This is a genomic window from Luteipulveratus halotolerans, assembly GCF_001247745.1.
GTDB lineage: Bacteria > Actinomycetota > Actinomycetes > Actinomycetales > Dermatophilaceae > Luteipulveratus > Luteipulveratus halotolerans.
The window spans coordinates 1165218-1187553 of record NZ_LAIR01000002.1; the positions used below are offsets into that span (position 1 = coordinate 1165218).

The window sequence follows — 22336 nt, forward strand, 5'->3', positions numbered from 1 at the left end:
CCTAGCGTCGAGGTCGTCAGCAGGACCGGGCGAAGGAGGGGGCATGGACATCGTGAGGACGACGACGGCTGTCGTGGGTGCGGCGGCGGCCGCGCTCGCGGGCTGGGGGATCGCGCGGATGGCCGACGTGGCGCTGACCGTCGAGCAGGGCGGCTCGGTACGCGAGGTCGGACCGTGGGCGGTGGTCGTCTCGACACTGGTCGTCGGTGCCGCTGCCACGCTGACGCAGCTGGTCCTGACCCGTCGGCGCGCCGGCCTGAGGTGGTGGCTGATCCTTGCCGGGGGAGTCCTGGTGCTCTCGCTCGGCGGACCGCTGGCCGCGACGACCACGAGTGCGACGTTCGTGCTCATCGGGCTGCACCTGGTCGTGGGTGCGGTCCTGATGTTCTTCCTGCGCGTACGTCCGACCGCCGACCTGGCGCCCCGATGACCGGGGCCGTCGTGCGCAGCGCACGACCCGGCGACATGGCCGCCTACGTCGGCGCCAAGACCGCACTGATCGGCTCGCTCCGGGGGACGGTGCTCGAGATCGGTGCGGGGCGCGGCTCCAACTTCGGTCTGCTGGACCGCACGGTCTCGTGGATCGGGTTGGAGCCACGCCGGCGGGCCAGACGCGAGCTGGAGGCGCGCGCACAGCGGGACCACCGGCGTACGCAGGTCATCGCGGGGAGCGCGGAGGACATCGCGGTGCCTGCGGCCTCGGTCGACGCGGTTCTGTCCACCGTGGTGCTGTGCTCGGTCGACGACCAGCGTCGCGCTCTCGCGGAGGTACGCCGCGTGCTGCGCCCCGGGGGCTCGTTCGTGTTCTGCGAGCACGTCCTCGCCGACGCTGGGTGGACCCGCCTCGCGCTGCAGGCGTTCGCGCCGGTGCAGATCATGGTCGACGGCTGTGACCCGGCCCGTGACACCGAGGCCGCGATCCGCAGCGCCGGGTTCGCCGACGTCGACATCGAGCACTTCGTGCAGCCCGGTCCGCTCGGCACTCGTCTGCCGTTCATCGTCGGGCGTGCGTCGGTAGCGTGAGCGTCATGGACCGTACGCGCCGACCCTGGCGCGCCCTGCTCGACGACGACCCCGGCGCGACGCCGTTCGGTGAGCCCACCTGCCTGCCGCCCTGGCTGCTCGGCTGGGTCCGTCGCGGACCTGGGCCGTGGCCGGTCCTCCCGTGGCTGGTGATCCTGCTCATCGCGCCCGTGTCGCACGCCGTCGGCGACGGATCGGTCACCGAGCTGGCCGCCGTGGCAGGGGTGGCCGTCGCGTTCGTGGGACTCGTGCTGCCGCTCGGCACCGACCAGGTGCTGCGACGCCCGGTCGCGCTCGCGCTGGTCGCGGCCCAGATGTTGCTGGTCGGCACCGGTGCCGTCGTCTGGGGTGATGACTGGTACGCGGTGTTCGTCCTCGTCGCCATCAGTGCTGCCGTCGGCCTGCGCACCTCGGTCGCGCCGCTCATGATCATCGTCATCGGCACGCTGTCGTCCCTGACGATCGGGTTCGACACCGGCGCCTGGTCGACCGGCACGGTCATCTCGGTCAACTGCCTGCTCGCCGGCACAGCCACCTACTTCTTCTACTGGCTGCTCGCCGCGGTCGGTGAGCTGTCGCGCACGCAGGCGCAGCTCGCCGAGGCGGCGGTCACGCAGGAACGGCTGCGGTTCTCGCGCGACCTGCACGACGTGCTCGGGCACACCCTGTCGGTCATCGTCGTCAAGTCCGAGGCCGTACGCCGAATCGCGCGCCGCGACCCGGACGCCGCGGCGGCCCACGCCGGCGACATCGAGCAGATCGGCCGGTCCGCCCTGGCCGACGTGCGTGAGACGGTCGGCGGCTACCGGCGTACGACGCTCGCCGAGGAGATCGTCACGGCGCGAGTTGCGTTGAGCGCCGCCGGGATTCGCCCTGAGGTAGGCCCGGTACCCGACCGTCTCGACACCGACGTCGACCTCACGCTCGGCTGGGTCGTGCGCGAGGCCACGACCAACGTCGTACGCCACTCGGGCGCCCGCACCTGCCGGGTGGGCGTGACCGAGCGCGACGGTCGCATCAGGCTGGTCGTCGAGGACGACGGGCGGGGTGGCTCGCCGGCCACCGGCCACGGCCTCCAAGGGCTCCAGGAGCGCGTCGAGCAGATGGCCGGAACCCTTGAGATCGACGCATCCCCACCAGGATTCAGGCTCGTCGTCGAGCTGCCCGTCGAGCGTCAGCGGGCCGACGCATGAGTGAGCCGATCACGGTGCTGCTCGCCGAGGACCAGGCGATGATGCGCGGCGCGCTGTCGTTGCTGCTCGGCCTCGAGGACGACATCGAGGTCGTCGCCGAGGTCGGGCGCGGCGACGAGATCGTGCCGACCGCCGTGGAGCACCGGGCGACCATCGCCGTGCTCGACATCGAGATGCCCGGTCGCAGCGGGCTCGACGCGGCGGCCGACCTCGCCCAGCAGGTGCCGGAGTGCAAGGTCGTGATCGTCACGACGTTCGGACGCCCCGGCTACCTGCGTCAGGCGATGGATGCCGGCGTGCGCGGCTTCCTGGTCAAGGACCGGCCGGTCGAGGACCTCGCCGACGCGATCCGACGGGTGCACACCGGTGAGGTCGTCGTCGACCCTGACCTCGCCGCAGCCGCTCTGCGCGCGGGGCCCAACCCGCTGACCGAACGCGAACGTGACGTGCTCGCCGAGGCCCGCGACGGGCGTACGGTCGCCGACATCGCCGGATCGCTCTTCCTGTCCGAGAGCACCGTGCGCAACTACCTGTCGGCCGCGATCGCCAAGACCGGCACCCGCAACCGCATCGAGGCGGCGCACGCCGCGCGCGAGCACGGCTGGATCTGACCGACGTTCACCCGCTCGTCACGGACGGCACCCCGGGCGGCCACCACGACCCGGTTGCATGCGACGCATGGCCGATCTGACGCGCAGGACCTTGCTCGGAGGCGCCCTCGCCGGCGCCGGTGCTCTCACGCTCGGCGGGAGCCGTGTCGCCGCTGCGCCGTTGGTCGTCACCGGGCGCCCGAACCTCACCTCCGGTGTGATGTCCGGCGACGTCACCACCAACGGCGGGGTCGTGTGGGCGCGGGCCGACCGCGTCGGCCGGCTGGTGGCTGAGGTCGGACGCGGGCGCTCGCGTCAGGTGATCCGCGGCCCGTGGGCGACCCCGGACACCGACCACACCGCCAAGATCACGCTGCACGGCCTGCGTCCGGGCACGGACTACGACGTCCGCCTCACCTTCGAGGGGCGCGACGGCCACCTGGGCGAGTCGGGCATCGCGCATCTGCGCACCGCGCCGATGAAGGGCGCTCAGAGCTTCGTGTGGACCGGTGACACCGCGGGCCAGGGCTGGGGCATCAACCCCGACCTGGGCGGCATGACCGGCTACCGCACGATGCACGCGCTGCGGCCGGACTTCATGATCCACTCCGGCGACACGATCTACGCCGACAACCCGATCACCGAGTCGGTCACCGAGCCCGACGGTCAGGTCTGGCGCAACCTGGTCATCCCCGAGGTCGCCGAGGTCGCGCAGACACTCGGGCAGTACCGCGGACGGCACCGCTACAACATGCTCGACACCAACATCCGCGCGATGTACGCCGACGTGCCGCTCCTCGCCCAGTGGGACGACCACGAGACGCTCAACAACTGGTACCCGGGCGAGGTCCTCACCGACGAGCGCTACACCGAGCGTCGCGTCGACGTGCTCGCCGCGCGGGCCAAGCAGGCCTGGCGCGAGTGGCAGCCGATCGGTGACGACGACGCGCGCGGCCGGCGTACGACCGATGGCCGCAACCGCATCTACCGCAAGGTGACGCGCGGCCGCCACCTCGACGTGATGTGCCTGGACATGCGCACGTTCAAGAGCCCGAACACCTCCGGGCTCGAGACCCATCGCACCGCGATCCTCGGCCACGAGCAGACCGAGTGGCTGATCCGTGAGCTGCGTCGTTCGCGGGCGACCTGGAAGGTCATCGCGGCCGATCTGCCGCTCGGCATCATCGTCCCGGACGGGCCGGTCGACCAGGAGAGCGTCGCCAACCGTGACCCGGGCACGCCACTCGGCCGCGAGCTGGAGATCGCCTACCTGCTGCAGCAGATCAAGCGCCACGACATCCGCAACGTCGTCTGGGTGACGGCCGACGTGCACTACTGCGCTGCGCACCACTACGACCCGTCGCGGGCGGCCTTCACCGACTTCACCCCCTTCTGGGAGCTCGTGGCCGGACCGATCTCGGCCGGGGCGTTCGCGCCCAGCCCGATGGACGCGACGTTCGGTCCGGAGGTCGTCTTCGCCAAGGGGGCGTCGTACGCCAACCAGTCGCCCCGCACCGGCAAGGCGCACTTCTTCGGGCACGTGCAGATCGACGACGCCGGCCTGCTGACCGCCAGCCTGCGTGACGCAACAGGCGCGGTGCTCTGGTCCAAGGACCTCTCGCCGCAGTGATGATCGCCTGGCCCGTTCGGCCGCGCAGGCGGTGATCGGCCGCTAGCGTGATCGGCTGACCACCGAGCGAGGGCGCGGGCGTACCTGATGCGACCACGACGGGACGCGCACGGGCGATCAGGTGCTGCGCCGCTGCTGGCCGCCGCGGTCGTGCTCGTGCTGGGCGCGGCCGGTGGCTTCGTGCTGTGGGGCGGCCTCGATGGACGCAGGGCGAGCTCGCAGATGCATACCGGGCTCGACCATCTGCCGCCGGCCACGGCCAGTCCGTCGCGCACCGACTCGGCCACGACCTCGCCGGCGACTCCGATCACCGCCACGCCGACCGTCGTGACGGTCACTGCGACGCCGCCGCCGATCCCGGTCGCCGAGCGGGCCGAGCCCGTGACGGCGACCCCGAGCTCCCGATCATCGCGTTCCTCGACGGCGCGCGAGACTCGCAGCACGACTCCGAGCCCCTCGACCAGCTCGAGCAGCTCGAGCCGGACCAGCGACGAGCCAGCGCCCGGTCGTGACGTGCGCGCCGAGGTCGTGCGCCTCACCAACGCCGAGCGGGCGAAGGCCGGGTGCGGCCCCGTGCGCACCGACCAGGCACTGCGTCGGGCTGCCGACGGTCACGCGTCCGACATGGTGCGTCACCGGTCGTTCTCGCACACCGGCTCCGACGGGTCGACCGCGTTCCAGCGCATGCGCCGCGCGGGATACGACGGGTTCGCAGCGGCCGAGAACATCGCCGCCGGTCAGGCCTCACCAGCGGCCGTGATGCGCTCGTGGATGTCCAGCGCGGGTCATCGCGCCAACATCCTCAACTGCTCGTTCAACCGCATCGGGGTGGGGTACGACGGGGGCTCGGTCGGCGACGGCTACGGCGACGGCGCCTGGGTCCAGGACTTCGGGATCTCCTGATCCCACGGCGTCCGCACGGGGCCCGTCGGCGTGCTGCTCGGCATAATCGGATCGCCCACAGCGTTCTCTCATGCGACTCTAGGGAGAACATGACTGCACACGATCACCTGCTCAGCACCCGCGCCGAAGCCCTGTCCGAGGCCGATGACCTCGACCCTCGCTACGACGAGTCCGGCTTCATCGTCGACGACTTCGACGGCGAGCAGCTCGACCGTCAGGAGCGCGCAGCCCTGCGCCGCGTCGAGGGCCTGTCCACCGAGCTCGAGGACGTCACCGAGGTCGAGTACCGCCAGCTGCGCCTCGAGCGCGTCGTGCTCGCGGGCGTCTGGACCGACGGCACCGCCGAGGACGCCGAGAACTCCCTGCGCGAGCTGTCCGCGCTCGCCGAGACGGCCGGCTCGACCGTGCTGGCCGGGGTGCTGCAGCGTCGCCACAAGCCCGACCCCGGCACCTGGATGGGTGCGGGCAAGGCCCAGGAGCTGCGCGACATCGTCATCGACGAGGGCGCCGACACCGTCATCGCCGACACCGAGCTCGCGCCCAGCCAGCGGCGCGCCCTCGAGGACGTCGTCAAGGTCAAGGTCATCGACCGCACCGCGCTGATCCTGGACATCTTTGCCCAGCACGCCAAGTCCAAGGAGGGCAAGGCGCAGGTCGAGCTCGCCCAGCTGAGCTATCTGCTGCCGCGCCTGCGTGGTTGGGGTGAGTCGATGTCCCGGCAGGCCGGTGGCCAGGCGGCCGGCGGTCAGGGCATGGGTTCGCGCGGTCCTGGTGAGACCAAGATCGAGCTCGACCGGCGGCGCATCAACAGCCGGATGGCCAAGCTGCGCAAGGAGATCGCGCAGATGAAGACCTCGCGCGACACCAAGCGGCACAGCCGCAAGGCGCACCACGTGCCGAGCGTCGCGATCGCGGGCTACACCAACGCCGGCAAGTCCTCGCTGCTCAACCGTCTCACCGGCGCGGGCGTGCTCGTCCAGAACCAGCTGTTCGCCACCCTCGACCCGACCGTGCGTCGCGCCGAGACCGAGGACGGCCGCCTCTACACGCTGGCCGACACCGTCGGGTTCGTCGCCAACCTGCCGCACCAGCTCGTCGAGGCGTTCCGCTCGACGCTGGAGGAGGTCTCAGAGTCCGACCTGGTGCTGCACGTGGTCGACGGCAGCCACCCCGACCCCGAGGCCCAGATCAGCGCCGTGCGTGAGGTGCTCGCCGAGGTCGGCGGCGACGCGGTCAAGGAGGTCATCGTCGTCAACAAGGCCGACCTGGCCGAGCCGCACGTCGTCGATCGCATCCTGCGCGCCGAGAAGCACAGCATCGCGGTCTCGGCCCGCACCGGCGACGGCATCGACGAGCTGCGTGCGCTGGTCGCCCGTGAGCTGCCACGACCCGACATCCGCGTCGACGTGCTCCTGCCGTACGACCGTGGTGACCTGCTCAGCCGCCTGCACGACGAGGCCGAGATCCTCAGCACCGAGCACCAGGGCGACGGCACGCGCGTCCACGCCAAGGTGACGCCGACGCTGCAGGCCGAGCTCGCGTCGTACGCCGTCTCGTGAGCCGGTCGCCGGTGATAGCGTTCCCGGCGAGCTGGTCGTACCACGAACGGTGCCAGGGAATCCGGTGAGACTCCGGAGCTGACGCGCAGCGGTGTGGGTGACGGGCGGAGCACAACGCCACTGGACGAGAGTCCGGGAAGGCGCTCCGTCTGAGTGATCCCGAGTCCGAAGACCTGCCGGCTCATGTCATCGACCACGAGCCTCGCGATCGGGCTCCGGATGAAAGAGCCGTTGCGTGCCCGACCTCGTGTCGGCGCCTGGGCGCGTCGTCGACGCACTCGGTCGCCCTCGTCCTGAACTGCGACCGCCTGTGCCCGCGCCGGAGCGTGAGCGTCGTCGGCCCCGGATGCTGGCCGTGCTCGGCGTCCTGCTGGTGCTCTGCGCTGCCGGTGCCTGCGCGTCGCTCGCACTCGGCTCGGAGCCGATCGCCGCGAGTGCGGTGTGGGACGTGCTCGCCCACCGCCTGCGACTGAGCCCCGGCCCGGACCCGACGGTCGACCTCATCGTGGTCGAGCTGCGGGCGCCGCGCGCGGCGCAGGCTCTGGTGGTCGGCGCCGGCCTCGGCGTCGCGGGCACAGCGGTGCAGGCCCTCGTCCGCAACCCCCTCGCGGACCCGTACCTGCTCGGGGTGTCCTCCGGCGCGAGTGTCGGCGCGACGGCCGTGATCACCACCGGCGCGCTGGCCGCGCTCGGCACGTGGGCCCTCTCCGCCGGCGCGCTGCTCGGTGCGCTCGCTGCCACGGCACTCGTCTTCGGGATCGCGAGCGCCCAGGGCGGGCTCACCCCGCTGCGCCTGGTCCTCACGGGCGTGGTCATGTCGTCGGCGTTCTCCTCGGTCGCGAGCTTCCTGGTGATGCGCAGCGACGACCGGGGCGCCCAGTCGGTCCTGTTCTGGCTGCTGGGGAGCCTCTCCGGTACGACGTGGGCGCAGGTCTGGCTGCCCGCGGTCGCTGTCGTCGCGACGACAGCACTGCTGCTCGCGTCGTCCTGGATCGACGCGCTGACCACCGGTGAGGACGGTGCCCGCGCGGTCGGCGTACCCGTCGACGGCCTCCGTCGGGCCCTGTTCGTCCTGTCCTCGGCGCTCGTCGGCGTACTCGTCGCGGTGTCGGGGAGCATCGGCTTCGTCGGGCTGGTGCTGCCGCACCTCGGGCGCCTGGTGGTGGGCGCCCGCCATCGGGTGCTGCTGCCGGTGGCCGCGCTCGGTGGAGCGGCGTTCCTCATCTGGGTCGATGTGCTCTCGCGGGTGGTCGTGCGTCCGGTCGAGCTGCCCCTCAGCGTCGTGACCGGTCTGGTGGGCGCGCCGGTCTTCCTCCTGCTCCTCGGGCGGCGCCGCTACAGCTACGGATCCGCGGTATGAGCGCCGGCGCCCTGTGCACCCGTGACCTGTCGTGCGCCGTCGGGGGTCGCACAGTCCTTTCCCACGTCAGTCTCGACGTCGAGCCCGGCTCGATGCTCGCCGTCGTCGGCGTCAACGGCAGCGGCAAGTCCACCCTCCTGCGCACGCTCAGCGGTCTCCTCCCGGCGGCCGGCGGGCAGGTCGAGGTCGACGGCCTCGACGTGCACCTCCTGGCCGCGCGAGACCGCGCGCGGCGGATCGCGTTCGTCGACCAGGACCCGGCGCTGCCGGCCGACCTGCTGGTCGGTGAGCTCGTCGGTCTGGGCCGTACGCCCTACCGGTCTCCCTGGTCCAGCGGCGGCCCGGACGACCGCGACGCCGTACGTGAGGCGCTGCATCACGTCGACCTCATGGACGCTGAGCACCGTTCGTGCGCAACGCTTTCCGGCGGCGAGATGCGACGGGCGTGGCTCGCACGAGGCATCGCCCAGGACACCGGCGTCCTCGTCCTGGACGAGCCCACCAACCACCTCGACGTACGCCACCAGCTCGACCTCCTGCGTACGGTCCGGGCGCTCGGCCGTACGACCGTCGCGGCGGTGCACGACCTCGGACTGGCGCTCGCGTGCTTCGACCGGGTGCTCGTGCTGCACGACGGCCGCGCCCACGCGGTCGGCCCGGGCGCGCACGTACTGACCCCTGACCTCGTCGCAGAGGTGTTCGGCGTCGCCGCCGCCCACGTCACCCATCCCGTCACCGGCCGTACCCACCTGCTCCTGGAGGACCTGACATGAACCGACGCCTCACCGCCACCCTCGCCGGCGCGTCCGTCCTGCTGCTCGCGGCATGCTCCTCCACCGACGCCGGACAGGCCGGCCGAGCCGCCGGTGCACGAGTGACCGTCAGCAGCTGTGGGGAGCAGACGTCCTTCCCGAAGCCGGCCCAGCGCCTCTTCGTCAACGACGGCAACCTGATCTCGATGGTGCTCGCCCTGAAAGCGCAGGACCGCGTCGCGGCCGTCAGCAGCATCGGGCGTGACAAGGCTCTGCTGCGCAAGCACTACGGCGCCGCCGTCGACTCGCTCAAGGTCGTCGCTCCTGAGTACCCGTCGCTGGAGACGGTCGTGGCTCAGCGCCCGGACGTGATGGTCGCGGGCTGGGGCTACGGCTACTCCGAGGAGAAGGGCGTGACACCAGAAGCGTTGCGGGCCAAGGGAATCGACGCCTTCACCTTGACCGAGAGCTGCCGTCAGCACGGGAGTCGCGCTCGCGGGACGGTCGACCCGTGGACCGCGCTCAGGACCGACCTCACCCACCTCGGGACGATCACCGGCCACGACGCCGACGCCCGACGGGTCAACACCGACCTCGACCGCCGGCTGGCCGCACTGCGGTCGGCGCCGAAGCCGAAGAAGCCACCGACCGTGTTCGTGTTCGACAGCGGTGACAAGGAGGTGTTCTCCAGCGGGGCGCTCGGGGCGCCGCAGGCCGTCATCGCAGCCGGTGGTGGACGCAACCCGCTGTCGGACCTGAAGGACACATGGACCTCGGTGTCGTGGGAGCGGGTCGCGGCGTCCCGACCGGACGCGATCTTCTTCGTCGACTACCCGCCCCAGTCGTTCGCCCAGAAGGTCCACCTGCTGCGGACCAACCCCGCGACACGTGACCTGCCCGCGGTGAGGCAGGGCCGCTTCCTCAACCTGCCGTACGCCATGTGGACCAGCGGTCCGCTCAACATCGACGCCGCCGAGCAGGCACGCGTCGCGCTGGAGCGCTGGGACCTGGTGCCGCGGCGGTGACCGTACGCAGACCTGCGCGGGTCTTCCGTGGAGACCTCGCTCGTCCGTAGGGTGCGGTGACGTGAGCGCATCCTCGGAAGGTCACCCGTCCGCTGAGCACGCCCGCGTCGCCGAGTCGCCCGGCGACCTCGACCCGTGGAGGGTGTGGGGCCCGTACCTGTCCGGCCGCCAGTGGGGCACCGTCCGCGAGGACTACTCCGCCGACGGCGACGCCTGGGGCTTCTTCCCGTTCGACCACGCCCACACCCGCGCCTACCGCTGGGGTGAGGACGGCATCGCCGGCCTCACCGACCGCTACGGCTTCCTCAACGTCGCCGTCGCGATGTGGAACGGCCAGGACGACCGGCTCAAGGAGCGGCTGTTCGGGCTGACCAACGCGCAGGGCAACCACGGTGAGGACGCCAAGGAGTACTGGTGGCACCTCGACGCGACCCCGACGCACTCGTACGCGCAGTACCTCTACCGCTACCCGCAGGCGGCCTTCCCGTACCAGCAGCTGATCGACGAGAACGCCCGTCGCGGGTTCGACGACGAGGAGTACGAGCTCGCCGACACCGGCGTGCTCGACGGTGACCGCTTCTTCGACGTCGTCACCACCCACGCCAAGGACAACCCGTACGACGTCGTGGTCCGCGTCGAGGCGACCAACCACGGCCCGGACGCCGCCCCGCTCGACCTGCTGCCGCAGGTGTGGTTCCGCAACACGTGGAGCTGGGGACGCGACGACCGTCGTCCGTCGATCCGGCCGCTCAACGGAGGGTTGCAGGTCGAGCACGGATGGCTCGGCCGCTATCACGTCACGGCGAGCGATGGTGCGCGAGTTTTGTTGTGCGACAACGAAACTCATGAGACGGCGACCTTCGGTGGTGGCACCGATCCGGCTCACCCCAAGAGCGCCGTCAACCAGGCGGTCGTGCACGGTGACGAGTCGTTGCTGGCGTCCGACGTGGGCACGAAGGCCGCGCTGTGGTGGCACTTCGACGCGGTCCAGCCGGGTGAGACCGTGGCCGTGACGCTGCGGCTGACCCGCGACGACCAGCAGGGGAGCGCGGCTGATGGCGACGGCGTGATCGAGACCCGCCGGGGCGAGGCGGACGCCTTCTACGCCGCCGTCATCCCCGAGCAGACCTCCGACGAGGACCGGCTCACGGCCCGCCGTGCATTCGCCGGGCTGCTCTGGTGCAAGCAGCTGTTCCGGTACGACGTGCGGCAGTGGCTCGAGGGCGACCCCGGTCAGCCCGCACCGCCGCCGGAGCGGCGTGCGCCGCAGCCGGAGGGTCGCAACACCGAGTGGCAGACGTTCTCGCTCGCTGACGTCATCTCGATGCCCGACGAGTGGGAGTACCCGTGGTTCGCGTCGTGGGACCTGGCGTTCCACTGCGTCGCGCTCGCGCACGTCGACCCGTCGTTCGCCAAGGAGCAGCTCGTGCTCATGTGCCGCGAGTGGGCGATGCACCCCAACGGCCAGCTGCCGGCGTACGAGTGGAACTTCAGTGACGTCAACCCGCCCGTGCACGCCTGGGCGGTCTGGCGGGTCTACCAGCTCGACGGCGCGCAGGACACCGACTTCCTGATCCGGGTGTTCACCAAGCTCATGCTCAACTTCGGCTGGTGGGTCAACCGCAAGGACTCCGACGGGTCCAATCTGTTCGAGGGCGGCTTCCTCGGGATGGACAACGTCGGCCCGTTCGACCGCTCGGAGCCGCTGCCCGGCGGGCATCGCCTGGAGCAGTCCGACGCGACCAGCTGGATGGGCTTCTTCTGCCTCAACATGCTGCGCATCGCCTGGGAGCTCGCGCGGGCCGACCGTGCCTGGGACGAGGCGGCGACCAAGTTCCTGGAGCACTTCCTGTCGATCGCCGAGGCCATGGAGTCGTTCGGCACGAGCAACATCTCGCTGTGGAACGAGCAGGACGGTTTCTTCTACGACGCGGTCGTCGACGACGACGGCTCGTGCCAGCAGATCCCGGTCCGCTCGATGGTCGGCCTGCTCCCGCTGATGGCCGTCGCGGTGGAGCCCGACTGGGTACCCGAGGAGCTGTCGGACTACACCTCGCGGCTGGAGTGGCTGCTGCAGCGACGCCCCGAGCTCACGGACGCAGTGGTCCACAGCGAGTACGACGGGCAGCCCGACACGACGTTCTCGCTGCTCACCCAGGAGCGGTTGGTGCGCATCCTGTCGCGCATGCTCGACGAGGGTGAGTTCCTGTCGCCGTACGGCATCCGGTCGCTCTCGGCGGCCTACCGCGACGGCATCGACGTCGACCTCGAGGGCGAGTCGCTGCCGATCGCGTACGCACCGGGCGAGGCACGCAGCGGCCTGTTCGGCGGCAACTCCAACTGGCGTGGTCCGGTGTGGTTCCCGGTCAACGTGCTGCTCACGGACGCGCTGCGCACGTACGCCACCGACATGGGCCGCGACCTCACGGTCGAGCTCCCGACAGGCTCCGGTACGCAGGTGCCGCTGCGGGACGTCGTGGCCGACCTCGAGGGGCGGCTCGTGTCGATGTTCCGGCCGGGTGCCGACGGCCGTCGTCCGGGCGATCCGCGGCACGTCCCGACCGGTCCGCTGTGGCAGGCGCACCCGACGTTCAGCGAGTACTTCCACGGTGACACCGGCGCGGGTCTGGGCGCCTCGCACCAGACCGGCTGGACGGCGGTCGTCGCCCATCTCATCTGCCACCCCGTGCACGACGCGCTCGGTGGCTGATTCTCGCCAGGGCGGCGGCGATGCCTTGAGCTCGTGGGTGAGGGTCAGTACTTTGACGATGCTGTCGCAGGGCCTTGGGGGACACCGTCTGCCTGACGACAGCTTTCCGCACCGGGTGCCGACCACGGGCACGGGCCGGCCAGGCGCTGCCCGCGTGGAGCAGCACCACGACTCATCAGGGGGATCTCCATGCCGAAGCGTTCCATCATGCTCAGGACCGTCGGAGCCGCCGTCGCGATGACGGCGTTGGCGACAGTGGCGACAGCCGTCAGCCCGGCGCCGGCCAGCGCGGCCACCAACAGCTGCCGCTACACCTACGTCAACCGCTATGACACCGGCTACTGCGTGCGCATGGCTCAGACCCTCCTGAAGGGTCCGTTCACGGTCAACACGGGCGGGTTCACCGCCAATCTCGCCATCGACGGCAGCTTCGGTCCGGCCACCGAGGCGGCGACCGTGAAGTACCAGCGCTCGCAGGGGATCCTCGTCGACGGATCGGTGGGGCCGCAGACCTGGGGCCGACTCTGCTCCTTCGGCGTCGGTGGCGGAGCTCAGAACACCACTCCGGAGACCATCAAGCGGTTCAACGCCGCCTTCGACGCCACCTGCTGACCGGGAGACGTCGGCCTCACCGCCGCGGATGCGCCCGTCCACATCCCGGGTCTGACCCGACATGGGCTCCACAGGTCGGTGGAGCGGTGCACCGCAGCGACGGTCGACGCCTAGGCTGAGGCAATGCCTTCCGCCGCCTCGCTCGAGTCCCTCCTGCACGCCGCGGTCGCGGGAGTCGGCGGTGCCGAGCGGCCCGGTCAGACCCGGATGGCGCAGGCTGTCGCGGACGCGGTCGAGTCCGGCGAGCACCTGCTGGTGCAGGCCGGCACGGGCACCGGCAAGTCGTTGGCCTACCTCGTGCCCGCCGTCAGGCACGCGTTCGAGACCGGCAAGCCCGCCATTGTCGCGACCGCCACGCTGGCGCTGCAGGCGCAGGTGGTCGACCGCGACATGCCCCGCCTCGCCGAGGCGCTCGCGGACCAGCTGGGCCGCCGGCCGACCTACGCACTCGTCAAGGGCCGGCGCAACTACCTGTGCAAGAACAAGCTCGACGGCGGCTACCCCGATGACGACGAGGGGGGCCTGCTGTCGGTCGGTGAGGTCGACAAGGCTGCTGGCCGCATCGGGCAGGAGGTCGTGCGGCTGCGCGAGTGGGCCGACGAGACCGAGTCCGGCGATCGCGACGAGCTGGTGCCGGGTGTCTCCGAGCGGGCCTGGCGACAGGTGTCGGTCTCCGCGCAGGAGTGCCTCGGGTCGAAGTGCCCCCTGGTCGGTGAGTGCTTCGTCGAGCAGGCACGTTCCGCCGCCAAGGACGTCGACGTCGTCGTCACCAACCACTCGTTCATGGCGATCGACTCCTTCGAAGGGCGGCAGATGCTGCCCGAGCACGACCTGCTCGTCATCGACGAGGCTCATGAGCTCGTCGACCGGGTGACGTCCACGATCACCGACGAGATCACCCCCGGCATGATCAACGCGGCGGCCAAAAGGGTTGGCAGGCTTGGCGATACGAGCGCACTGACCGAGGCGGGCGAGTTCCTCGGTGAGATCCTCGGCGGTCTGGCCGAGGGCCGGCTGATGGGCGTGCCCGACAACCTCGCGCTCGCGCTCGGCCGGGTCCGTGACGCGGCTCGTGGCCTCCAGACCGAGCTCAAGCCCGCGAGTCCGGCCGACAACGACGGCGCCAGGCAGATGGCGAGAGCAGCCGTCGACGAGCTGTTCGACACCGCCGAGCGAGTCATCGAGGAGCGCGAGCTCGACGTCATCTGGGTGTCGGACGACCCGCGCCGCGGCCACCTCCTGCGGGTGGCGCCGATGAGTGTGGCGATGCTCCTGCGCGACAAGATCTTCGACGAGCGCACCGTGGTCATGACGTCCGCGACGCTCGAGCTGGGTGGCACGTTCGACGCCGTCGCCGGCCAGCTCGGGCTGCGCGGTGAGGGAGGGCCGCGCTGGCAGGGACTCGACGTCGGTTCGCCGTTCGACTACCCGAGCCAGGCGATCGCCTATGTGGCCCAACAGCTGCCGGCGCCCGGTCGCGACGGCACGCCACCTCAGGTGTTCGACGAGATCGAGGCCCTCGTCCGCGCTGCGGGCGGTCGCACCCTGGGCCTGTTCTCCTCGACGCGTGCCGCCAAGGCAGCGGCCGAGGAGATGCGCCAGCGGCTCGGTGCCGACATCCCCGTGCTGTGTCAGGGCGAGGACCAGACGGCCACCCTCGTACGCCAGTTCGCGGCTGACGCGGCGACCTGTCTGTTCGGGACGATGTCGCTGTGGCAGGGCGTCGACGTGCCCGGGTCGGCCTGCCAGCTGGTGATCATCGACCGCATCCCGTTCCCGCGGCCCGACGACCCGCTGGCGTCGGCCCGGTCCCAGGCGATCGCGCGCATGGGCGGCAACGGGTTCATGGCCGTGTCGGCGACCCACGCGGCGCTGCGGCTCGCGCAGGGCGCCGGACGGCTCGTACGACGGTCGAGCGACCGCGGGGTCGTCGCCTTCCTCGACTCGCGCATGATCACGGCGCGCTACGCCGGATTCCTGCAGAAGTCGCTGCCGCCGTTCTGGCCGACCAGCGACCGCGCACTGGTGCTGCAGGCGCTCAAGCGCCTCGACGAGACAGCACCACCGGTGATCGAGGTCGACCGACCCGCACTGCGCGGTGTCACGGGTGCGCGTGCCGACGCGCGCATGGCCCCTGCTCCGGAGCCGGTCCCGGCGGCACAGCCTGAGCCCGCCCGTGCGCCCGCGCCGTCCAGCACACCGAGTGACGGCTCCCGTGACTGGAGCGCCGAGGACGACGAAGAGCTGCGTGATGCGGCCGACATGGGGCTGACCGTCGACGAGCTGGCCGAGCACCTCGACCTTCAGCCCGCCGAGGTCAGTGCGCGGGCGGCTCACCTGGGTGTGGCTCTGGCCGCCGACCCCGCCTGAGCCTCGGCGCCAACGGGCGTGGCTCTGCCTGCGCCGTGTGGCGGCGATCGTCAGTCGAGCTGATCCTGCACGTATCCGGTGAGCATCGTCATGCACGCATCGAACTCCGCCGCCAGGTCGATGCCCGTGCGATGAGCGAGCACGGCCACCGAGTAGAGGCAGTCGGCCAGCTCGTGCCCGAGGCGTGCCCGCAGGTCGTCGGCGTCGCGTGTGCCGGAGTCGGCCATCACCAGCTTGGCCAGGTCGCCCACGTCGCCGACGAATCCGAGCATGTAGTCGTCCGTCGTCCAGACCCGGCCACGCTGCTGCTCGTTGAGCTGGTCGTACAACCCGGCGACGTGGATCGCCCGCTCGGTCACCTCGGAGATGTTCATGCCGGTCATTGTCAGCGAGGGGTACGCCGGCCGCGCGCCGTCGGTGTCGACTGGCAGGCTGGCCCTCGTGAGCGTCCCTCCGTTCGTCCTGATCTCCGGCCCCGAGCAGGTGCTCGCCGAGCGTGCCCTCGCCAGCGCCCTCGAGGCGGTGCGCGAGGAAGATCCTGATGTCGAGGTCGTCCGCCTCGAAGGAGCCGCGTACGAGCCCGGCGCCTTGCAGGTGCACACGAGTCCGAGCCTGTTCGGTGGTCGTAAGGCCGTCGTCGTCCGTGACCTGGACGAGGGCAACGACGCCCTGATCGAGGACCTCGTCGCCATCGTGCAGCAGGGGAGCGACGCCGTCGTGATCGTGACTCACAAGTCCGGCAACCGCGGCAAGAAGGCGCTCGACGCGCTCAAGAAGGCCAAGGCCAGGGTCATCGACGCACCCGCCATCAAGTCCGACCGCGACAAGACGTCGTTCGTCACCCACGAGTTCCGCAGCAAGGGCCGCAATGTCGCTCCGGACGCGGTGCGTGCGCTGCTCGAGGCGGTCGGCAAGGACCTGCGCGAGCTCGCGCAGGCGTGCCAGCAGCTGGTCGACGACACCACAGGGGTCATCGACGCGGCGACGGTCGAGCGCTACCACGGCGGCAAGGTCGAGGCGACGGGCTTCCGAGTGGCTGATGCCGCTGTCGCCGGCGACGCGGCCGAGGCGTTGCGCCTCCTACGGCATGCACTCGCCACCGGGCTCGACCCGGTGCCGATCGTCGCGGTGCTCGCCGGCCAGCTGCGCCAGATCGCGCGCGTCGCCTCCGCGGGCCGCGGCCGGTCAGCCGACCTGGCCAAGCAGCTCGGCATGGCGCCGTGGCAGATCGACCGCGCCCGTGCCGCGGCCCGTGGCTGGGACGGCGACCGGCTCGGACGGGCGATCCAGGCCGTGGCGGCAGCCGACTTCGACGTCAAGGGCGGCGGCCGTGACCCGGTCTACGCCGTCGAGCGGGCGATCCTGGAGATCACTCGGCAGCGCGCAGGTGGGGCCGACGTCGCGTGAATGGCTGGCGGCGTACGACGACCCGCTCGTCTCGACACGGTGTGCCATACCGCGTTCAGCCGGTCGCGATCAGCCACACCGAGCATGGCGACCCGGGTGGTGATGTTCCTCGCGGTAGGTCACACCGAGCCGTGCAGGTCGCAGTGGGTCACACCGAGCGGACCGGTGGGCGCGCACGCACATCAGTCGTGCGGACGACACCGATCGGACGTGCACTGCCGATCATCAACCTGTCCCGGATCCGCTGTAGTGCCTGAGTTCGTCCGCAGTCGGCGGTTCCCACACGGACCGCCACTGGTCGATGTCGCCGGCCGCGACAGGCGGACCCTCCGTGCCGCGATCCCGGATGCGACGGAGAAGCTCTTCGTCCGGAGCGTCCAGAGACCACAACTCGACGCGAGCCCCACGGGTGCGCGCGGACCGTCGAAGCCGGTCCCGCTCAGCGCGCGTCCACGTGCCCCACTCGACGATGACCGATGTCCCGAGCGACAACAGCTCCTGTCCGACCTGCCACTGAAGTCGCTCGATACGATCGCGAGCCTGGGTATCCCAGAGCGAGTGGCCGAGTTCGATCATCCAGCTGTCGGCGCTGAGGCGAAGCGCGTCGCGTTCGTCCGCCAGGCGTCGCGCGGTGGTGGTCTTGCCACTGCCGGGCAAGCCGCACACGATGAACAGAGTCGCCACCTGAGCATCGTGCACCGTCGCCGCCTGCTCCGGCTCGTTTTGGCCCACAGCGCGGGCCGCTGGTAGATTTCTCCCTTGCGTGCGCGCTCTGGTCGTGCGCGTACGTCAGCACCACCAGCGCGGTTCACCGCCCGAGTGTCCCCACGCCCCATCCCGAACCGCGTCTGTCGCCCTCATGACAGAAGCAGCTCCGACCAAGAGAGAGTTTTCGTGGCAAACATCAAGTCGCAGATGAAGCGGATCAAGACCAACGCGGTCCGCACCGAGCGCAACCGGGCCTACAAGTCCGAGCTGCGCACCTGGATTCGCAAGTTCCGCGAGGCTGCCGACGCCGGCGACAAGCAGGCCGCCGAGACCGCTCTGCGCGACGCCTCGCGCAAGCTCGACAAGGCCGTCTCCAAGGGCGTCCTGCACAAGAACCAGGCCGCCAACAAGAAGTCGGCGATGGCCAAGAAGTTCTCGAGCCTGTGAGCCTCGAGCACTGACACGTACGACGGCCGCTGCCCCGCTCGGGGCGGCGGCCGTCGTCGTACCCGCGCCGATCGTGGCGCTCGCAGGGCTTGCGCTAGGCTCTGCACCATGCAGCAGCTGCAGCTCCTTAGCCAGCCGCGTTGACCTGGACGGACCTCAACGCGGCCAACCCCTCCCTGTGCGAGGGGTTTTCTCATGTCGCGAGTCCGTGCGCGCTGCTGACCGAAGACGAGCATCCGAGGAAGACCCATGACTGAGCAGGAGCCCCAGCACCGTTACACCGCCGCCCTGGCCGGTGAGATCGAGCGCCGCTGGCAGGACCGGTGGGAGCAGGACGGCACCTTCGAGGCGCCCAACCCGGCGGGGCCGTGGGCCGACCCTGAGCACGCCGACGGCCGCGACAAGGTCATGGTCCAGGACATGTTCAGCTACCCCAGTGGTGCCGGGCTGCACGTCGGCCACCCGCTGCCGTTCGTGGCGACCGACGTCTACGCGCGCTACCAGCGCACGACCGGCAAGAACGTCCTGTTCACCCAGGGGTTCGACGCGTTCGGGCTGCCGGCCGAGCAGCACGCCGTCCAGACCGGTCAGCACCCGCGCAAGACCACCGAGGACAACATCAGGGTCTTCACCCGCCAGCTGCGCCAGCTCGGCCTGTCCTACGACCAGCGCCGCCGGATCTCGACGATCGACCCGGACTACTACCGCTGGACCCAGTGGATCTTCCTGCAGATCTACAACGCCTGGTACGACGAGTCGGCCGGCCGCGCACGTCCGGTCACCGAGCTGGTCGAGGAGTTCGAGCGGGGAAGCGTGCCGACGCCGGACGGTCGCCCGTGGGCCGAGCTCGACAACGCCGAGCAGCGTGACGCGATCGACAGCCGCCGCCTGGCGTACAAGCGCGAGGTGCCGGTCAACTGGGCACCCGGCCTGGGCACGGTCGTCGCCAACGAGGAGGTCACCAACGAGGGCCTCACCGAACGCGGTGACATGCCTGTGTTCCGGCGCAACCTTTCGCAGTGGATGATGCGCATCACGGCGTACGCCGACCGGCTCACCGATGACCTGGACCGCGTCGACTGGCCCGAGTCGATCAAGCTGATGCAGCGCAACTGGATCGGGCGCTCGCACGGCGCGGCGATCACGTTTGCGGTCGACGGCGTTGATACGGGCGTCGAGGTCTTCACGACCCGTCCCGACACGATCTTCGGTGCGACGTTCATGGTGCTCGCGCCCGAGCACCCGCTGGTCGAGTCGCTGGTCCCGGACGCATGGCCCGAGGGCACCCAGGAGGCGTGGACCGACGGCGCCGCCGACCCGCGGGCCGGCGTGTCGGCGTACCAGCGCGCGGCGATGCGCAAGAGCGACCTGGAGCGGCAGACCGACGACAAGTCCAAGACGGGCGTGTTCACCGGGGCGTTCGCGACGAACCCGGTGTCCGGTCGCCAGGTCCCGGTCTTCATCGCCGACTACGTCCTGATGGGCTACGGCACGGGCGCGGTCATGGGCGTTCCCGGTGAGGACCCGCGCGACTGGGACTTCGCCAAGAAGTACGACCTGCCCTACGTCCGCACGGTGCAGCCGCACGAGGGCCACGACGAGGACGCCGCATTCACCGGCAGCGGCCCGATCATCAACTCCACCAATGAGCGGATCTCGTTGGACGGCAAGGAGATCGAGGACGCCAAGGACGCGGTGATCGCGCTGCTCGAGGCCGACGGCGCCGGCCACGGCACCATCACCTACAAGCTGCGCGACTGGCTGTTCAGCCGTCAGCGCTACTGGGGCGAGCCGTTCCCGATCGTCTACGACGAGGACGGCCGGGCTCACTCGGTGCCCGACTCGATGCTGCCGGTCGAGCTGCCCGAGGTCGCCGACTACTCGCCCAAGACGTACGAGCCCGACGACGCCGACTCGATGCCCGAGTCGCCGCTGTCGCGCGCTGAGGAGTGGGTCGAGGTCGAGCTCGACCTGGGCGACGGCGTCAAGACGTACCGGCGTGAGACCGACACGATGCCCAACTGGGCGGGTTCGTGCTGGTACGAGCTGCGCTACACCGATCCCGGCAACACGCAGCGCTTCGTCGACCCTGAGGTCGAGCAGTACTGGATGGGACCGGGCCGTGGTGCGGGTCAGGGACAGGCCGGCGACCCGGGTGGTGTCGACCTCTACATCGGCGGCGCTGAGCACGCGGTCCTGCACCTGCTCTATGCCCGGTTCTGGCACAAGGTGCTGCACGACCTGGGCCACATCTCCTCGGACGAGCCGTTCCGTCGGCTCTTCACGCACGGCTACATCCAGGCCTACGCCTACCGCGACCACCGCGGCCAGCCGGTGCCTGCAGCCGAGGTCGAGGAGCACGTCGAGGACGGCCGGACCACCTACACCTGGCAGGGCAAGCCGGTCACGCGTGAGTACGGCAAGATGGGCAAGTCGCTCAAGAACGTCGTGACACCCGACGAGATGTGCGACGAGTACGGCGCGGACACCTTCCGCCTGTACGAGATGTCCGGCGGTCCGCTGGACCAGTCGCGCGCGTGGGAGACGCGGGCGGTCGTGGGCTCCCAGCGGTTCCTGCAGCGGCTGTGGCGCAACGTCGTCGACGAGGAGACCGGCGCCCTCCGCGTCAGTGACGACGCTCCGGACGAGGCGCTGAATCGGTTGCTGCACAAGACGATCGACGGAGTGCGCAAGGACTACGAGGCACTGCAGTTCAACACTGCAACGGCCAAGCTGATCGAGCTCAACAACGCGATCACCAAGGGCGGCGTCGCTCCGCGTGCCGTGCTCGAGCCGACCGTGCAGATGGCGGCACCCCTCGTACCGCACATCGCCGAGGAGCTGTGGGAGCGGCTCGGGCACGAGCAGACCATCGCGTACGAACCGTTCCCCGTCGCCGACCCGGCGCTGCTGGTCGACGACCTGGTCACGTGCGTCGTGCAGATCGAGGGCAAGGTGCGCGACCGCCTGCAGGTGCCGCCGACGATCAGCGAGTCCGATCTCGAAAGCCTTGCGCGTGAGAGCCAGAAGGTGCGAGAGGCGTTGGGCGACAAGCAGATTCGCAAGGTGATCGTGCGCGCCCCGAAGCTGGTCAACATCGTCGCAGGCTGAAGCAGACGACATGACGGTCGCGGTGGTCACGGACTCGACGGCGTGCATCCCGCTCGGCTCACTCGCCGAGCTCGGCATCCACGTGGTGCCGCTGCACGTTGTCGTCGACGGACGCTCTCGCACCGAAGGTCTGCAGATCAGCTCCGCCGAGGTGGCCGACGCACTCCGCGCGCGTCGGCCCGTGACGACGGCCAAGCCTTCACCCGGTGAGTTCCTCGACACCTACGAGAAGGTCGCCGCCGCAGGGGCCGACCACATCGTGTCGGTGCACCTGTCGAGCTCGATGTCGGCGACGGCGTCCTCAGCCCGTCTGGCTGCGGTCGACGCGCCGGTGCCGGTGACCGTCGTCGACTCCAGGTCGGTGGGCATGGGCCTGGGGTTCGGCGTCGAGACGGCCGCTCGCTACGCCGCGGCGGGCGCTCCGCCCGACGTCGTCGCGCGTGCGGCCGGCCAACGCAGTACGGCGGCGGTCGGCCTGCTCTACGTCGACACCCTCGAGCACCTGCGGCGCGGCGGGCGCATCGGCAAGGCGTCGGCCCTGCTGGGCTCGGCGCTGTCGATCAAGCCGATCCTGCGGCTCGCCGACGGGCAGATCGAGCCGCTGGAGCGGGTTCGTACGGCGTCCAAGGCGATCGCGCGGCTCGAGCAGCTCGTGGTCGCAGCGGTCGAGGAGATGGACGCTCCGTTCGGCGTCGAGATCGCGGTGCACCACCTGGACTCGACCGCCCGCGCCGATGGCCTGCAGCAGCGTCTACGGGCTCGGCTGCCGCACGTGCGCCGCGCTGTGAGCGTCGACCTGGGTGCTGTCGTCGGGACGCACGTCGGGCCCGGCACCATCGCGGTGGCCGCGAGCCCGTGGGCCGGTCCGGCACCGGTCATCGGCGCGACCCACCTGTGACGGTCCACAGCCGGTGACCTGCGCCTGAGGTTGTCCAC

Annotated in this window: 19 protein-coding genes and 1 riboswitch; of the genes, 17 read left to right on the top strand and 2 right to left on the bottom strand. The window is 70.7% G+C overall.

The annotated features are described in order from the left end of the window. Positions 1 to 43 precede the first annotated feature (43 nt). The 13 genes from VV01_RS06120 to VV01_RS06180 all read left to right on the top strand — a co-directional run bounded on the left by VV01_RS06120 (position 44) and on the right by VV01_RS06180 (position 15727). Positions 44 to 430, top strand: coding sequence for a DUF6069 family protein (locus tag VV01_RS06120; protein ID WP_050669114.1), 387 nt, complete (start codon positions 44 to 46; stop codon positions 428 to 430). Further along, entirely contained in the window at positions 427 to 1023 is a 597-nt protein-coding gene (locus VV01_RS06125) for a class I SAM-dependent methyltransferase (protein ID WP_050669115.1), read from the top strand. Before VV01_RS06120 ends, VV01_RS06125 begins: the two co-directional genes overlap by 4 nt. Positions 1024 to 1028: 5 nt before the next feature. Then, complete coding sequence (locus VV01_RS06130) at positions 1029 to 2216, top strand: sensor histidine kinase (protein ID WP_050669116.1); 1188 nt, start codon at positions 1029 to 1031, stop codon at positions 2214 to 2216. Beyond that, on the top strand, positions 2213 to 2827 hold the full coding sequence (locus VV01_RS06135; protein WP_050669117.1) for a response regulator transcription factor: 615 nt from the start codon (positions 2213 to 2215) through the stop codon (positions 2825 to 2827). The genes VV01_RS06130 and VV01_RS06135 overlap by 4 nt, the downstream gene beginning before the upstream one ends. A gap of 67 nt (positions 2828 to 2894) precedes the next feature. Then, a complete protein-coding gene (locus VV01_RS06140) occupies positions 2895 to 4436 on the top strand; it encodes an alkaline phosphatase D family protein (RefSeq protein WP_082220846.1) in 1542 nt (513 codons plus the stop codon). A gap of 87 nt (positions 4437 to 4523) precedes the next feature. After that, positions 4524 to 5339, top strand: coding sequence for a CAP domain-containing protein (locus VV01_RS06145; RefSeq protein ID WP_050669119.1), 816 nt, complete (start codon positions 4524 to 4526; stop codon positions 5337 to 5339). Positions 5340 to 5428: 89 nt separating this feature from the next. Then, on the top strand, positions 5429 to 6898 hold the full coding sequence (hflX, locus tag VV01_RS06150) for a GTPase HflX (protein WP_050669120.1): 1470 nt from the start codon (positions 5429 to 5431) through the stop codon (positions 6896 to 6898). Positions 6899 to 6913: 15 nt separating this feature from the next. Then, a riboswitch (cobalamin riboswitch) is annotated at positions 6914 to 7093 on the top strand. A gap of 40 nt (positions 7094 to 7133) precedes the next feature. Then, positions 7134 to 8258: a FecCD family ABC transporter permease gene (locus VV01_RS06155; protein ID WP_231635168.1), complete on the top strand. Its 1125-nt coding sequence runs from the start codon at positions 7134 to 7136 to the stop codon at positions 8256 to 8258. Next, positions 8255 to 9031, top strand: a complete 777-nt coding sequence (locus VV01_RS06160; protein WP_050669122.1) for an ABC transporter ATP-binding protein — start codon at positions 8255 to 8257, stop codon at positions 9029 to 9031. Before VV01_RS06155 ends, VV01_RS06160 begins: the two co-directional genes overlap by 4 nt. After that, positions 9028 to 10035, top strand: a complete 1008-nt coding sequence (locus VV01_RS06165; protein WP_050669123.1) for an ABC transporter substrate-binding protein — start codon at positions 9028 to 9030, stop codon at positions 10033 to 10035. Before VV01_RS06160 ends, VV01_RS06165 begins: the two co-directional genes overlap by 4 nt. Positions 10036 to 10096: 61 nt before the next feature. After that, a complete protein-coding gene (locus VV01_RS06170; RefSeq protein WP_050669124.1) occupies positions 10097 to 12745 on the top strand; it encodes an MGH1-like glycoside hydrolase domain-containing protein in 2649 nt (882 codons plus the stop codon). A gap of 189 nt (positions 12746 to 12934) precedes the next feature. Further along, on the top strand, positions 12935 to 13357 hold the full coding sequence (locus tag VV01_RS06175; RefSeq protein ID WP_050669125.1) for a peptidoglycan-binding domain-containing protein: 423 nt from the start codon (positions 12935 to 12937) through the stop codon (positions 13355 to 13357). A gap of 123 nt (positions 13358 to 13480) precedes the next feature. Next, a complete protein-coding gene (locus VV01_RS06180; protein ID WP_050669126.1) occupies positions 13481 to 15727 on the top strand; it encodes an ATP-dependent DNA helicase in 2247 nt (748 codons plus the stop codon). Between the two features lie 50 nt (positions 15728 to 15777). Here VV01_RS06180 and VV01_RS06185 read toward each other — a convergent pair whose 3' ends face one another. Continuing rightward, on the bottom strand, positions 15778 to 16101 hold the full coding sequence (locus VV01_RS06185; protein WP_050669127.1) for a nucleoside triphosphate pyrophosphohydrolase family protein: 324 nt from the start codon (positions 16099 to 16101) through the stop codon (positions 15778 to 15780). Between the two features lie 67 nt (positions 16102 to 16168). Between VV01_RS06185 and holA the strand changes: the two genes are divergently transcribed. Next, on the top strand, positions 16169 to 17134 hold the full coding sequence (gene holA / locus VV01_RS06190) for a DNA polymerase III subunit delta (RefSeq protein ID WP_050671758.1): 966 nt from the start codon (positions 16169 to 16171) through the stop codon (positions 17132 to 17134). 225 nt (positions 17135 to 17359) lie between these two features. Here holA and VV01_RS06195 read toward each other — a convergent pair whose 3' ends face one another. Continuing rightward, positions 17360 to 17818 carry an AAA family ATPase gene (locus VV01_RS06195; protein ID WP_071606520.1) on the bottom strand — a complete coding sequence of 153 codons (459 nt, stop codon included), beginning with the start codon at positions 17816 to 17818 and terminating at the stop codon, positions 17360 to 17362. A 210-nt stretch (positions 17819 to 18028) separates the two neighbouring features. On the opposite strand from VV01_RS06195, the gene rpsT reads away from it, so the two are divergent. From rpsT to VV01_RS06210, 3 genes are all read left to right on the top strand, one after another. Next, positions 18029 to 18289 (top strand): 30S ribosomal protein S20, encoded by a 261-nt coding sequence (gene rpsT / locus VV01_RS06200; protein ID WP_050669128.1) that lies wholly within the window; start codon positions 18029 to 18031, stop codon positions 18287 to 18289. 249 nt (positions 18290 to 18538) lie between these two features. After that, on the top strand, positions 18539 to 21400 hold the full coding sequence (leuS, locus tag VV01_RS06205; RefSeq protein WP_050669129.1) for a leucine--tRNA ligase: 2862 nt from the start codon (positions 18539 to 18541) through the stop codon (positions 21398 to 21400). A 10-nt stretch (positions 21401 to 21410) separates the two neighbouring features. After that, positions 21411 to 22298, top strand: coding sequence for a DegV family protein (locus tag VV01_RS06210; RefSeq protein WP_050669130.1), 888 nt, complete (start codon positions 21411 to 21413; stop codon positions 22296 to 22298). Positions 22299 to 22336 lie beyond the last annotated feature (38 nt).